Genomic DNA, 14931 nt, shown 5'->3' on the forward strand with positions numbered 1-14931 from the left:
ATTTGATTTTAATTAACTGATGCCTGTTATTCCCGCTTCTCTGGGGATGGTTGGAAAAGGAAGTAAATGTATGTCCGTTGAAAATAGTCAGGTAAGCGAAAACAATCTTATTTGGATAGACTTGGAAATGACGGGGCTGGACCCGGAGCAGGATCGCATTATTGAAATCGCAACGCTGGTAACCGATGCCAATCTTAATGTGTTGGCCGAGGGACCGACGATCGCGGTACACCAATCCGATGCCCAGTTAGCGCTGATGGATGACTGGAACGTGCGTACCCACGGTGCCAGCGGCCTGACAGAACGAGTTAAAGCCAGTGCCTATGATGAACGCGCGGCTGAAGCAGAAACCATTGCTTTTTTGCAGCAGTGGGTGCCTGCTGGGAAATCTCCGATTTGCGGTAACAGCATTGGTCAGGATCGCCGTTTCCTGTTTCGTTATATGCCTGCGCTTGAAGCCTATTTTCATTACCGTTATCTGGATGTCAGCACGCTGAAAGAGCTGGCGCGCCGTTGGAAACCCGAGATTATGGGCGGGCTGAAAAAACAGAGTACGCATCAGGCGATGGACGATATTCGTGACTCTGTGGCAGAACTGGCCTACTACCGCGAGCATTTTATCCGTCTGTAGCCGTTATGGGCGGTTTTTTGCTCGACCGATGGCGAAATTGCTGTTTTTATCGGCAGTCAGTCATTTTTTCGTGGTAAGGGGCTTGCGGCGGCAACGATTTCTCGTATAATTCGCACCCCGTACCGCAGCAGAATTTGTGGTGCGAGTGAAGATGGTTATTCCTGCGGGAATAGCTCAGTTGGTAGAGCACGACCTTGCCAAGGTCGGGGTCGCGAGTTCTAGTCTCGTTCCCCGCTCCAAATTTCTCTTCTGTTTGTCTCATTACATTCTGTTTTTCCTCATTATTTTTTTCATGTTTCATATTGCCTATGAGGCGCCCTGTGGATCGTTTCGTTATCCTTTCCGGGTGTTCTGGCGGTGGCAAAACCACGCTGCTGGCAGAGTTGCACCGGCGTGGCTATACCGTTGTTGAGGAGCCCGGCCAACGCATCGTGCGCGAAGCAATGTCTTCGAGAGGTGATGCTGTGCCGTGGAAGAACATGGAAGCATTTTTACGTCGGGCGATAACGCTTGCAGCGAATGACTATGCTCTGGCGAGCGATCAAAGTCAGTCATGGGTATTTTTTGATCGCGGGTTAATCGATGCGGCGGCAGCACTTCAGGCAGTTACCGGTGAACCAGTGCTTACCGCGCTCGCGTCACGCTATCGTTATCACTCACGCGTGTTTCTTGTTCCCCCCCTGGCCTGAGATCTATCGGCAGAACAGCGAGCGACGCCACAGTATGGATGCCGCGGTAGCTGAATTTTAGCGATTACAAAAGGTCTACCCGGCATTGGGGTATAGAGTGTCACTGTTGCCTAAAGCCTGCGTGAATGCGCGCGTTGATGCAGTCTTAAACACGCTGAGGATAAGCGGCCTTTAGTATGAACCCGCTGGTGGATTGTCGTGTGGGGGCATCACGTGCCGCCGCTATGACGGATCATCCACACACTGGGTTTCCGACATGTCATCCACTAAAAAGTCCAACAGGGTCCGTGTGTTTGTCGGTAGGTATTTGCGTGAACTGTATAACGCATAAATACCCAGTGCGGGCAACGTGTAGTCGGCAAATAAACACACCAATGCACCGGAACGAAGATAGGCTTGCGTTGTAAACGTCGGTAAATGGACAATGCCATCGCCCGCCAATGCGGCATGCAGCAGCACCATACTGTCATTGGCGGCAAAATTCCCGCTCACCTCGACCTCATCAAACGTCGTTTCTGTGCCGTTGGCCGAAGTGTGGCGAAAATGCCAGTTTTTGCCAAAGCGGGTATGGTTTAAGCAATTATGTTCACTCAGTGCTTCCGGCCGCTGGGGAACACCCCTGCGTGCCAGGTAATCGGGAGCGGCACATACCACCGACGTACAGCGAGAAAGTTGCCGTGAGATAACTCCCGGCTCCAATTTATCGCCTACCTGAATGGCAAGATCGAGCCGTTGTTCCACCAGATTGACCGACTGGTCTTTCAGTACCATTTCAACGGAAACACTAGGATGCAATGTCGCATAGCGTCTCATTGCCTCAGCCAGATAGGATTGGCCAAATGAGAGGCTACTTGCTATACGGATCAGGCCGTGCGGTTCAGTACGTTTACTGCCAATCACGGCCCCAATATCCTCATTCAAAGCCAGAATCTGGCGGCAATAGGACAGAATTTCGCTGCCTGTGCTCGTTAGCCCCAAACTGCGACTGGTACGGTGCAGGAGTCGAGTGCCAAACGCTTTTTCCATTGAGGCAATATAGCGTGTCGCCATGGCCCGAGAGATATCCAGTTTGTTCGCTGCGGCCGTTAGGCTTCCCAGATCAACCACATCAACAAAGACGCGCATGGCAATAAAGCGATCCATCATGGCGCTCCTAATGTACGGAATGTGCAACAATGCTTTGCAGTCTACCGTATTTATTCGTTCTGTTTGAGCAATTACAGTTTGCCCAACAACGTTAAATAAAGAGACGAAAAATGTACATTAAACGCCTGACGGCTTCCGCCCTCTGTATGTTGCTTGCCGGCACTGCTCCATTGAATAGCACGCCTTCTGTTCCATTAACCGGATGCGGTCCCTCATCAACGATTAACGCGTATTTCGACCAGTTCGGGAATAGCGGTAAGATGCCTGCCGAACTCGGGCGTTGGCTGAATGATGTCAACGCTCAAACGGTTGAGCCCTATCAGGCGTTTGATAACGTCTACTATGTGGGGCTTTGCTGGGTCTCGGAATGGCTTATCAAAACCAGCGATGGGCCAGTGCTTATTGATACGTTATATGGCGAATTTACCGATCGACTCATTGAGAATATCAAGCACGTTGGCGTAGACCCGGCGGATATCAAAATGGTGTTGTTGACGCACGGACATTTCGATCATGTGGGGGGCGTCGCCAAACTGAAAAATGTGTTAACCAATGCCCGTTTTGTGATGGCGGAGCAAGGGTGGAAAGAAGCGCAGGAGGATGCAAAAAAAAACGCATGGAAAACCCAATGCATGGGTAATGCCCGCTCCTGCGCCGAATGACTTGATTGTCAAAGACGGCGAAGCGATTTCTATGGGCGACACGACTTTTTACGCCTACATCACTCCGGGCCATACATGGGGAACCACGTCTTATGTGATGGACGTGAAAGAAGGTAAAAACACCTATCGCGCGATTACCATTGGCGGTTTGGGATTAAATGCGATCGATGGTCCGGAACAGGTTGAGGCTTACATTAGTAGCGTCGATCGCATCAAGAGAATGGTGAATGATGCTCAACACCCCATCAGTGTGCACCTAACCGCGCATCCCTTCAGTAATGGGCTGATTGAAGCGAGCGAGCGGCTCAAAACGCGTCAGCCTGGTCAGGTAAACCCGCTCGTGGATGCTAAAAGTCTTCTCGAACAGCTGGATGCACTGCGTGCTGGGGCGGTGAAGCGATTGGAACGGGAACGCGTTCAGATGGGCTCTCATTAACCGATGACGATCATCTTTGCCGCGATCCTTTTCTAATTGCGCCCCGTTAGTAGTGGAGGAATTAAACAGATCTATTAAATAATAATCCGAAACCAATCATTTTGATTGGTTTCGTCAGTCTTTTGATTGGATAAGGCACCTCGGGGGCAACCAAATCCACTATTATGATCTTACTGCGTACCGGTATAGTGGCCGGGGCGGCATTTCATTACTCCACAGGACTAGGTTTTCCATGCAACTCATCAGTCAAAGCTTTCAGAATGGTCAGGCGATACCGGGTGAATTTGCGTTTGCCGTGCCAGACGGTGCCGCACACTTTGCGCTGTCATCTAACCGCAACCCGCATCTTGCCAGGCGCGATTTTCCACCGGGCACGCAATCCTTCGTTATTGTGTGTCACGATCCTGATGTGCCGAGTAAAGGCGATGATGTGAATCAGGAAGGTCGAGAAGTGCCGGCAACCTTGCCGCGCGTCGATTTTTTCCACTGGTTGCTGCTTGATGTTCCGCCAACCCTGACGGAGATTGCTGCGGGGGCGCATTCAAACGGCGTTACGCCGCGTGGAAAATCGGGCCCTGCCGCACCTGATGAAAGCCGACACGGTATTAATGATTACATGGCCTGGTTTGCCGGGGATGAACAAATGAAGGGCGATTATTACGGTTATGACGGCCCGTGCCCGCCGTGGAATGATGCGTTAGTGCATCACTATATTTTCACCGTTTACGCACTGGCGGTTCCTGCATTGGCCGTGAATGGACCGCTGGATGGCGCGAACGTGCGCGCGGCGCTGGCGACGGCGCCGGTATTGGCGAAAGCCAGCCTGACTGGGCTTTACAGTTTGAATCCAGCGGTGCCTGTGGCGTTAACCACGTCGGGCAAGCGTTGACAGCGCCGGTGTTGCACGGCGAGGGAGGAGAGCGCTGGCGGTTGCCCTCGTCCTCGCCCGTGGTGCGACATGGCTTGTGCGCACTGGCTCAACCTTGCCTGCGGCAACCGCAACAAACCGCACGTTTACAGTTTCATGAGGCAACCGTGTTACTGGTGGTATCAGGGCAGATGCGTTTAGCGTTCGCAGAGCATGAGGTCTTGGTCGATGCCACGCGGCCTGCGTTGGTGCTGGTCGACGCAGGCTCATGATGTGGACATCGTGAAAATCCCAGGAGGGACTGAGTGCTGTTTCCGTTCGGTATTTATGACAATCGCGAGCGCGCTGTTGGAAAGTCACTCCGCGGCCTCTTCTCTTGTGGGGGGCGTTGAATGCATCGCTGCTGGGCCTGTTCAGGTGATGCCATTGGATGACGATTTGGCATCGACGTTATGGCATCTGATTGAAAGCGTCGAGATCAGGCCCGTGAGCGATGAGCGACTTACCTACCGGTTACTGGAACTTCTGAGCGCCCTGTCTGAGCGTGGTCATGTATTCTGTCAACCACGGCACAATGAAACGGTAGCGCGTCTGCAAGCGCTGATGGGGCGCACACCGCATCGTCACTGGACCGCACGCGAAGCGGGTCGAGAACTGGCAATGAGCGAAGCCGCGCTACGGCGGCGTCTTGCCGCAGAGCAAGAGCGCCTTGAAACGATCCTAAGCGATATTCGTATGCACCACGGCATGATGCTGTTGCAAACCACCGCCTGGCGCATTCCGCGTATCGCTGAGGCCTGCGGATATCAATCGCGGGCGCGCTTTTCTGAACTCTTTCGCTCCCGTTTTGGCTGCTTGCCTTCCGCCATTCGCTGAGGACGCAATGATTATGCGAAACCCTAATGTGAGGGCGGGTTATCCTCCGTTGTCTGGGTAGCACGACGTTCCTTTTTCAGGCAGCTTTCGATGGTCGCCAACAGTTTACCCGTACCGCAGCAATTATCCTGGTAACCCGCCACGTGTCGGCGATTAATCACACGATCGTGCGGGCATCCCCCATGACAGAGGGAAAACCAGCGACACTGGCGCATTTTATTGAAGGCTTCCTGCTCTTCACGCTTTGCCGCCTGGTTGTGTGCCGAATAGGCCAATAGCTCTGCCAAATCCGTTTTCATCAACGAGCCGTAATGACTACCCGCATCGCCTACATATTTATCGCACGGTGAAACGTCTCCATTGGGTTCAAGAGTAATGACCTCCTGGGAACAGTTTTCTGACCAATAGCAGGCGGCCAGTCGAGTACCTGGATTGTTGATGGCTCGAATAAAATCGCTGAATTGTGGAATATGTAAAACAGCCTGATATTCGTCCCACCAAAGCGTGAATGCCCGATTCAGAAACGCGATAAACTCGGCATAAGTGATGTAATTTCCGTCGATCTTTCCTCCGGCAGGGATGCGATTATCAGGAATAATGTTGAGAAATTCGATGTCATTGAGACCTATCTTATCGAAATAATCGAACATTTCTCGGAGATCCGTTTGATAGACATGGCGGTCAACAATGATGAGTGCCCCGTAGGGGATAGGATGTTGTTTAAGCCTTTTGAGTCCCTCAGCGACGCGTTGCGCTGTTCCTCGACCTCGGTAATCGACGCGACGTGAGTCATGAACGGCAGGAATGCCATCTAGACTAATACCAACATGCATTCCGATCCCTTTAATAAAGGCTAACCATTCATCCGAGATATTTACCGCGTTTGATTGCATTGAGTTGGTAATATGCTGTTCTGGTTGTTTGAATTGTTGTTGTAGCCAGAGTAGCTTTTGAAAAAAAAGAGGTTTAAGTAGCGTCACCTCGCCACTGTGCCACACGAATTCAAAGCGTTTAATGTTGGGGATAGCTAATATTTTACGGATAGTTCGAACCAATATATCAAACCGCATCGTTTGGTTTGGCCCCTCAGTCCAAGAGTGGCAATAAGTGCAACGTAAGTTACACAGGCGAGTGGCTTTCAATACCACTAACAACTTTTTGGCTGCCACTGGATTTGCCCCTATATTTCCAGACGCAAGATCACTCTTAAGTTAGCGATTCTCGCTGGCGACGATACTCTCGTGGTGAGCGATACCCCAGCGCGTTGTGTGGATGCTTCTCGTTATAGTGCTCGAACGCGATAGCCAGGTTTTTCAATGCCACTTGCTGATTCGGTTTGGGCATTATACTGATATAGTCGCGCTTCATCGTCTTCACGAAGCTCTCAGCCATTCCATTGCTTTGTGGACTCCTCACTGCCGTTGTCCTCGTTTCAAGATTCAATAGATGACCGAACGCCCTCGTTTCCTTCGCTGTGTAACAGGAGCCGTTATCGCTCAGGAACTCGATGGGGACCTCTGGAAGCCCATTTCCGAACCGCTTACTGACGCTGTTTACCATCACATCCATCACGATTTCACTGGTGTACCCGCCATTTGTCGCTATACAGTCCAGCGCCTCACGGTCACAACAGTCAAGCGCGAACGTGACACGCAGCTTATCGCCATTATCGCAGTTGAACTCGAAGCCATCCGAGCACCACCTGAGGTTACTTTCAGCAACCGCAACCCTGCCGTTGTGACTTCGCTGCTCTTTAGTAACGCCCTTTCTATCCAGCAACAGATGATTGTCGCGCATTACTCTGTAGACCCTTTTGGCATTAACTATCGCAAGCCTATCCTGCTGGCTTTCATCACGCAGTAATGCCCAGACTCGTCTGTAGCCATAGGTCGGCAATTCAGCAGTATGATGCCGTATTCTGCTGATAAGCTCAGCATCGTTGTGGTTAGGCTTCTGTCGGCGATCCTGCCACTCGGCAGAGCTTAGAAGATAAACCGATAACTGCGCACGCGACACATTAAGAGCGCGGCTGACCTGTGTCAGTCCGAATCCCCGGGCAGCAAGGGCGCGTGCGCTATCCATTTTTTTGCCCGGCCGTACTCCACGGCTTCTTTGAGGAGCTCAACCTCCATCGTTTTTTCCCCAGCAGCCGTTGCAGCTCTTTAATCTGCTTCATGGCAGCAGTGAGTGCAGAGGCCGGAACCACTTCTTCTGAGGCACTGACAGCAGTGAAGCTGCCATTCTGATACTGCCGGCGCCAAGTAACTACCTGATTAGGATTGATGCCGTGCAGGCGAGCCACGTGAGATACTGTCATCTTGGGCTCCATAGTCTGCTGAACAATAGCGATTTTTTCCTGAGCGGTACGCCGATGGCGGCGTTCAGGCCCTGACAGAACTGAGATCATTTTTTCTTTGTGACCGGTATTAAACATAGTTTTTAGACTACCTCTTATTTTAAGAGTGTCTATCTATCTGGAGATCTAAGGGGCCAATCTAAATAACGGTGTAAAGGCGTTCGATAAAATTCGCGACAAGAACAAGATCCCAAGTGGCTGTAGTGTGAATTACGGTGGATGGTTGACGCTTACTCTTACTGTCGCCAATAAAAATTTTGCGTGGTGATAACATTAGTCACGCTTTGCTGCGTCGCACCTTGCCCCGGAATAAAGCGCAGACCTGGCTCCCGTTGCAGCTGTTTATTCACTTTTAAGGTGTGTTCAGCGCGTATAACTTCATTCTAAGTGGCTTTTATGGCAGTAGCAGGAAATGAAATTACGGTTGTCACCTTGGCTTGATTGGCCTTGGGATGTTCTATCGCATTAACGGAAAAGGAAAGCAGGGTTAAAACGCAAGACATCAGTAATAAGGATGGCAAACTCTTCATAACAGCGCCTCAGAATAAACACCTCGTTAAAGGTTATCGGCCCCATCATGAGAAACTGTACGGATTGAATGTTGTTTTATTGTTAATTTATTATGGTCGCTGATCTCCACGTTGGCGAGTGCTTATTATCGCCATGATGTTGATAGACATCATGGCGTACCACTGCTAGAAAGCTTGCAGTGCGCTCAGTTTACTTTGTTGCCACGCGCTTTCTGACTGGCGCAACGCTTGACTGATATCGCCCAGCTTATCTGATGGCAGTGCTTTCGGTAGCAGACCCAGTCCGACGGTAGAGATGATCTGCCCGTAGGTGTTACGCAGCTCTGCGTAGGCTAAGTCCTGGCGTAGATTGGCATTCAACGCGTTTAACTCGCCCTGAATCAGTTGCAATTCACCAATGCTGTTCGCTTTGTAGCGGTTACGCAACTACTGGGCGATCTGCCCATCCAGATCGCGCAATTCTGCGCTGGTTTTATACTGCCGCAGTGCTTCACTTTAATTGGCGCGCGCGACGTAAAGCTGTGCCAGGATTGCCAGCGAAATCGCCTGACGCTGTACTTCTGCCACTTGTTCATTGGCCTGTGCCGTTTTACGTGCAGCCGGGCCGGATAACACGTTGAACAGATTCCAGGTGGCTTTCACTCCAACATCAGCCCAACTGTTGTTGACCAGGAAGGAGTTACTGTCATAGTGACCGCCGGCGCTGATTTCTATCCCGGGCAGCATATGTAGCAGCGCTTTGCGCGTTTCGGCAGCATGAATACGGACCTGATAATCTTGCTCGCGCAGTTCCGGCCGGCTCACCAGCGCGGTTTCTTCCAGCGTTTTCACATCGATATTCAATTGTGGCACGATTTCGTCACTGCTCTGTGGCAGTGCGAGCTTGTATGGTGTATCGAGCGGCAGGTTCATCAGCGTTGCCAGTTCGGTCTTGGCTAGCGACAGCGCACGGCGATAGCTCAGTGCTTCGATCGGATCGCCCACTTGCTGCGTGGACATGCATTCGCTTGCTTCGCGCGCTTAATTGACGCGAACGATCAAGCTATCAATCTGCCCTAGCAGGCGTTCAGCAGCGACGGCACGCCAGTAGGCAGATCGCACATCTTGCAAGATGGTGTGCACCACTTTGCGTTTACGCTCTTCGGCAATCCAGCGCTGGTCTGATTTTTGTTGGGCCGTTACGTAGCTGACGTCAAAATCGAGCACATTCCATACCATGGTCAGGTCAGCCACGTCGCGATCGCGATCCTGCGAGGTGGACGGCTCAAGAGAGGTATTCCCTGTTTCTACGCTGAGGCTACTGGAAGCGCTCATATTATTACGCCCCGCGTAGCCCGCAGATGCGGCGATCTTCGGCAGCATATCGTAACGCGCCAGCTCCAGCTGTTGCTGAGCCAATGCATGTTCCATGACCTTTAAACGTGATTCGAGGTTGTATTTCAGTGCACGCGCCATGGCGTCATACAGCGTAATGGGGGCCGTGACAGGTTCCTGTTGGCTGAACATGGCGATTTTGTCTTGTTGGCTGTGTTGCCCGCTTTCCATTTTGGTGATCGGCTGGGTGGTCACGGCACAGCCGCTGGCGGCCAACACAATAGCGCTAAGGCTAAATAATTTCCGAACCTTTAACACGATTCCGCTCCTCGTCATTGTTGTTATTGTCGTGATGATTTTTGTTATCACTGACCACGTTCACGTCGCAGTCTTACCCTTGTTGTTGGCCGCTGTCCTGCAAGGCTTGCTCAAGTGCGGCTAGCCGTTGCCACTCAGCGTCTCCCATTTGTTGTAATTGTCGATGCAGCGACGGCGGGGAAAGCGCCGAGCGTACTGTCAAAGTTCACACCAACACTGCTGGCAATCCCGTGCACGAAAGTATTGGCAACCTCGCTGGTCGGGAATGTTCCGCTTTCGGTATGTTGTCGATTCGCGGAGAAAATGGCGGACATTACTGAACCAGGTGTCCCCGCGTTACTGGCAGTGAAACTGCCGAGCGATGGAGCGACGATCAATCCGCCCAACGCGGGGGGCGCGATACCGCTATCTTGTCCTGATGACTGACGCGCATCGCTTGATGACGGTGTCAGGTTGATACCGTTTGTAGCGCGGAACTGCGGATCGCCACCTTGAATACCGGGCGGTGCTGTCAGGCTGAAGTTGGTACTGACGGTGGCGTTGTTGCCATCTGTTGCGATGACAGTGATCACCAGATTACCGACATTACCGTTGCCTGGTGTGCCGGAGAAGGTGCCGGTTGCCGAATTAAAGGTCAGCCAACTGGGCACCGGCGAACCGTTAGCCAAAGTGGCGCTGAGCGTCAACGTATCATCATCTGGATCGGTAAAAGTACCTGCGGGGACCGTAAAGTTCAGGCTGCCATTCTGCGCTATGCTTTGCGCGGGAATGGGAGTGGCCACCACGGGTGGATTACCTGTGACGATCGTCAGGGTCGAGGTCGCACTGCTGCTGGCATCGTCATTGGCGGTGACCGAAATGGTGCGGTTGCCCGCAGTTGGCGTGGTGGCAACATTGACGTAGACAATAGCGCGTAACGCCGTCTGGAAGGCTTCCAGCGTGGCGTCGCCAGTGAGAGCGTCAGTGTCCACAGACGTGTATCGCCGTCGGTTTGCGACAGTGTTGCCAGCATGTCGGTTATAGGCACGCCCGTGCTCAAGCCGCTAGAGACGGTGGCGCTATAGTCATTGCCTGAGCCAGCACCGTTCAGGTCCACCTGTGGACTTACACCCGAGGCAAATTGCGATTCGTAAGCACCGATATCGACAGTCCCTTGCCGCACACGATCCAGACCGCGAGCATCAGCGTCACCGGTGACAGAGAAACGATCGCCTTGATTAATCCCATTGGTGGCAGTCGCAGCCAGACGCGGATCTGCCGTAGAAATCAGGTTTACAGTACCGCCGATCAGATTGTTGTTGCCGTTCAGCGTATAGCTACCACCCTGGAAGGTGGTGACATCGACAGTGTTACCGGAAATAATCGAGTTGCGTACGCTGACGGCCCAGTCCGTCGATCCCGCAGTGAACCCGAACACCATACCCGCATCCTGCCCGGTGATGGTGGTGTTCATCAAACTGATGTGCGTATTGGTGGCGTTGGGCCCGCTCGCCGTCGCGTAAATGCCCGCCACGCCAATATTGCCACTGGCTGGGTTAAAACTGCCGTTGTTGTAGATGGCGGAATTAGTGAGTGACAGCGAGACGGTGTGCTGAGTACCGTTGACGAACAGTCGGACAACCCCCCTCTTCATTTAAACCGCCAAACAGCACGTTATTATGAATATTGACCCGATCTAAATCGACGATATACCTGCCTGGGCGATATTGAACAGGTCAATCATACCTGTACCCCAGGTATTGTCGGTATTGCCGGAGATGTCGACGTTATATAGCCTGAAATTGATGTCCGTTGCGCCGTAATGGATCCCCAATACGCCACCGGTAACCTGGTTATTGCTGGTGGTGAAATTCGTCAGCGTTAGGTTCTGAATGGCGAGGGTGATTGACGAGGTGTTGATTTGAAAGCCGGAATAACCGCCGCCGTTCAGGGTAAAGCTTTGCCCGTCGATCAACATGGAACTGGTGGGGACCAGCAGGCCTTCAGCCAGCCTGACGTTGGTCTGGAACACAATACGATCAACGCCGGGGGTCAGGTTGGCCCAATGTAAGGCTTCGCGCAGACTGAGCCCGCCGCCGTCATCAATATCCTCTTGCAAGCTATTGCCGAAAGCCGCATCGTCGCCGGTATCGTCTCCTGAGGTGACATAGAGTGCACTGTTGCTAGCCAACACATCCACTGACGAAGTGAGGCTCAGCGACTTAGTGTTGTTGCTGCCGCCGCTGTCGCTGACGGCGGTTAAGGACACATCGCGCGTGGCCGCAGTGACGTTGCTGTTGCTATTGCCGTAGCGTAAACCATCCACCAGACCGGCAAATTGCGTGTTGCTGGTGTTCATCCCGTTCAGTTGCAGTGTCACGGTGTTGCCGACGCGCGTCACCGTATAACTGCCGATGCCGGTCAGTGTGCCGCTACCGTTTGCTGCCAGGCTGATGCTGTTGCCTGCTACGCTGATAAATTCACCGCTGTCGCTGACGTTGGATACGGTCAGGGTCAGAGAGGTAAAAGTCTGCCCGCTGTCCCGCGTGTCTGCGCTGACGCCGCTTAACAGATCGATGGAACCCGCCATACCGCCGATAAAGACCGGATTGCTGCCAGTGGCGGATAGTGTCGGTGCAGTGCTACTCACAGCGGTGGTGACATCAAGTTTGACCACGCTGACGGTGGCATTACCGGCACTGTCTCTGGCGACCACATAGACATCATAGGCGGTTGCGGCGGCTAAACCTGTCAGGGTCAGTGACTGACTGTAGGGCGCACTGCTGGATACCTGACTGCCGGAAACCAATGCCACGCTGCCAGTGGCCGTCTGCCCATTAATCACTTGAGTTACGCTCGGTGCGCTGGCACTGTCGGGGACGACAACGTAATAGACAGTGCCGCGTTCGTTGAGATCGGTGTTTAGCGTAAATCTGCCCGTAGTGGGGGCGGTGATCGTGGGTGTCGTGTCAAAAGTGTGGGCGATATCGTCGGCGACGGTCAAGGTCACCACTTTCTCATAGGTGGCTTGCCCATCGGAAACCTGAACACGAATGGAATAGGTTCCTGCTGCCATGGTCGTGGCGTTGACCGCCTGTAGGGTATTGCCACTAAGGGTAAACAGGGCATTATCGGTGCTGCCAACGCCGCTCACCAAACTGTAGGTAGTAGGTAAACGTGGTGGAGTCCACGTCGGTTGCTGACAATGTTCCCACAATGCCGTTGCTGCCCATAGATTGACCAAATGTGGTGTTAGAGATAGCCAGATCCGTTGGAGCATCGTTCACTGCCACCACGGCAACGGTACTGGTGATACTGCCGGGGTTATAGCTATTATCGCTGGCGCCGGAGTCAGTGACCTGGGTTAAGGTCACGACGCGTGCCGTGGTATGGGGGGGTCACTGCTGTTGCCGTAGGTCATGCTGGACAGCAAGGTGCCCATATTGGCATTGCTCAATGTGGCCCCGCTTAGGCTGATGACTGCCGTGCCAGCGCTAAGGGAGACACTGGCCGAACCGTAGCCGCTACCAAGTGAGACGCTATTGCCATTGACCAAGGATACTTTGACACCGTTGATATTCAGGTATTCGGTACTGTCTGCTACGTTGGTTACGGTAAAGGTGGCACCGGTAAAGGTTTGCCCGCTGTCGTTAGTATCAGCGGTCACGCCGCTAAACAAGGTAACGTCAGAGCCGTTTTCCGTATAGGTCGGGTTGCTGCCCGTGGCGGTAACACTCGGTGCGGTATCGCTGCTGCCGCTATTGGTTGAGGTAAAATGCCACACCAGTACACCATCGCCCTTGGTTTGATTGGTGTTTACATGAAAGGTTATGGTGGTGTCGGTGCCGGTCACGCTGGCCGAGAGGTCCGCTTCGCTGGTGGTTGCCCCATAATCCTGGGTGATGGAGGTGATAGCGAGTAGCGTGCCGTTCACGCGGTTGGAAAACACCGGATCGAATGGGGACAACCCATCTACCGTGCTGACGTCGTTACGGATCGTCATGGTGATAGTCGAGGTGATCGGGTCGATATCGATATACAAGTTGGATTCTTCTTCGGTTGCCACCAAATCCATATAGATTTCGCTGCCAGCTCCCACCGCCTTTCCGCCGAAATCAATGCCGTACATCCATAATGATACATCGGTGTTGTTGACGTGCAGGGTATGCTGGTAGCTGTCCATATGCAGTGCTGTGGCTTCAATCGCGCCGGTCTGCATCTCGAGATTCCAATCTCCGCCGAACCCCGTAGCATCGTTGGACGCAGCAATATCAGCGCCGGTGATTTGCGCCAGCAGGGTTACAAAGCTTTGTCCGGAATTCTGAGTCACTTCGCACCCATACAGCAGTAAATCGCCAGATTCCGTCAGGGCGGCACCCAGCGTCGCTAAATCGGCTGCGCGCGTTGCCGCGGTGTTGCTGTCCAGCGTCAACGTACCCAATTGCAGTTCGCCTTCGCCGCCATGGCTCAGAACATGGATGGCGTCGTAGCCGCTGTGGGTTTTAGCCCATTCAGTCAGTTGGCTCAGACCATCCTTGCTACCGTCGAGCAAAACGACTTCAACGCCTGATGGTACGTGATCTACCAACGATTGATAATCGGTTAACGAGGTATCGATAAACACCACCTCTTTGCGTGAACCTTCCCCCGCCACGGCGACATCGCTTGTGCCGTTATCTTGGGTAATCGCGTGATCGCTTTGCCCGTTATCAGTCTGGTTAGCGTTGTGGGTCTGAGTATCATCCTTGGCATGCGCGGCGTCATTGTTGGCTGTGTTAGTGGCCTGAGCACCCTCACTGGCGTTTTGCGTAGCATCAGCCTGAGAGGCGATGGCCGCCACTGCACCATCAAACATCATGCGTGCTTCCAGTGCTTATCCCAGCGGGGTCGATAAGGCTGCCGCGGTACCTGACGTGGTATGGCCGCGCTTGCTACGCGAAGAGAAGAAATGACGCCATTTCATAACCTGTACTCCCGGTAGCGATTGTTATTGCATAACAACCAGAGAATTGTTGCTGGGATACGTGAAAAACCATGTAGTTCATAATGTAATAAATGTAATGGTCACATGGTGATTCTGTTGTTTAAATGTAAATCCAAGGGAAGTTGTTATATTTGGAAACTCA

The 14931-nt window shown here is 52.8% G+C and carries 6 protein-coding genes, 1 tRNA gene and 5 pseudogenes; 7 read left to right on the plus strand and 5 right to left on the minus strand.

The features are described 5' to 3' along the window. Positions 1-70: 70 nt before the first annotated feature. The 3 genes from orn (at position 71) to JZM30_RS00690 (ending at position 1320) form a co-directional block, all read left to right on the plus strand. Positions 71-631, plus strand: coding sequence for an oligoribonuclease (gene orn, locus JZM30_RS00680; RefSeq protein ID WP_252317216.1), 561 nt, complete (start codon positions 71-73; stop codon positions 629-631). A gap of 163 nt (positions 632-794) precedes the next feature. Beyond that, positions 795-870: transfer RNA gene (locus tag JZM30_RS00685), tRNA-Gly, on the plus strand. A gap of 81 nt (positions 871-951) precedes the next feature. Then, a complete protein-coding gene (locus JZM30_RS00690) occupies positions 952-1320 on the plus strand; it encodes an AAA family ATPase (protein ID WP_252317217.1) in 369 nt (122 codons plus the stop codon). Between the two features lie 222 nt (positions 1321-1542). On the opposite strand, the gene JZM30_RS00695 is transcribed toward JZM30_RS00690, so the two are convergent. Continuing rightward, a complete protein-coding gene (locus JZM30_RS00695) occupies positions 1543-2466 on the minus strand; it encodes a LysR family transcriptional regulator (RefSeq protein ID WP_252317218.1) in 924 nt (307 codons plus the stop codon). A gap of 164 nt (positions 2467-2630) precedes the next feature. Here JZM30_RS00695 and blaCAR point away from each other — a divergent pair. The 4 genes and pseudogenes from blaCAR to JZM30_RS00715 form a co-directional block, all read left to right on the plus strand. After that, a pseudogene (gene blaCAR / locus JZM30_RS00700) lies at positions 2631-3564 on the plus strand (CAR family subclass B3 metallo-beta-lactamase); the annotation flags it as partial. Positions 3565-3796: 232 nt separating this feature from the next. Beyond that, positions 3797-4453: a YbhB/YbcL family Raf kinase inhibitor-like protein gene (locus JZM30_RS00705; RefSeq protein WP_252317219.1), complete on the plus strand. Its 657-nt coding sequence runs from the start codon at positions 3797-3799 to the stop codon at positions 4451-4453. Beyond that, positions 4450-4704, plus strand: a complete 255-nt coding sequence (locus tag JZM30_RS00710; protein WP_252317220.1) for a hypothetical protein — start codon at positions 4450-4452, stop codon at positions 4702-4704. Before JZM30_RS00705 ends, JZM30_RS00710 begins: the two co-directional genes overlap by 4 nt. Beyond that, on the plus strand, positions 4661-5308 hold the full coding sequence (locus JZM30_RS00715; protein WP_252317221.1) for a helix-turn-helix transcriptional regulator: 648 nt from the start codon (positions 4661-4663) through the stop codon (positions 5306-5308). Before JZM30_RS00710 ends, JZM30_RS00715 begins: the two co-directional genes overlap by 44 nt. Before the next feature lie 23 nt (positions 5309-5331). Here the strand turns inward: JZM30_RS00715 and darE are convergent. The 4 pseudogenes from darE to JZM30_RS24515 all read right to left on the minus strand — a co-directional run. Further along, positions 5332-6492: pseudogene (gene darE / locus JZM30_RS00720) on the minus strand (darobactin maturation radical SAM/SPASM protein DarE); the annotation flags it as partial. A gap of 22 nt (positions 6493-6514) precedes the next feature. Beyond that, positions 6515-7715 (minus strand): annotated as a pseudogene (locus JZM30_RS00725) (IS3 family transposase). A 644-nt stretch (positions 7716-8359) separates the two neighbouring features. Further along, positions 8360-9826 (minus strand): annotated as a pseudogene (locus JZM30_RS23750) (TolC family protein). 509 nt (positions 9827-10335) lie between these two features. Continuing rightward, positions 10336-14768: pseudogene (locus tag JZM30_RS24515) on the minus strand (DUF4347 domain-containing protein); the annotation flags it as partial. Positions 14769-14931 lie beyond the last annotated feature (163 nt).

Origin of the sequence: Candidatus Symbiopectobacterium endolongispinus, assembly GCF_018777385.1 — a bacterium.
Classification (GTDB): domain Bacteria; phylum Pseudomonadota; class Gammaproteobacteria; order Enterobacterales; family Enterobacteriaceae; genus Symbiopectobacterium; species Symbiopectobacterium endolongispinus.

Coding starts and splice junctions, on each gene's coding strand:
- orn (WP_252317216.1), top strand. CDS start 71: ATGTCCGTTGAAAATAGTCAGGTAAGCGAAAACAATCTTATTTGGATA.
- JZM30_RS00695 (WP_252317218.1), bottom strand. CDS start 2,466: ATGATGGATCGCTTTATTGCCATGCGCGTCTTTGTTGATGTGGTTGAT.
- JZM30_RS00705 (WP_252317219.1), top strand. CDS start 3,797: ATGCAACTCATCAGTCAAAGCTTTCAGAATGGTCAGGCGATACCGGGT.
- JZM30_RS00715 (WP_252317221.1), top strand. CDS start 4,661: ATGCCACGCGGCCTGCGTTGGTGCTGGTCGACGCAGGCTCATGATGTG.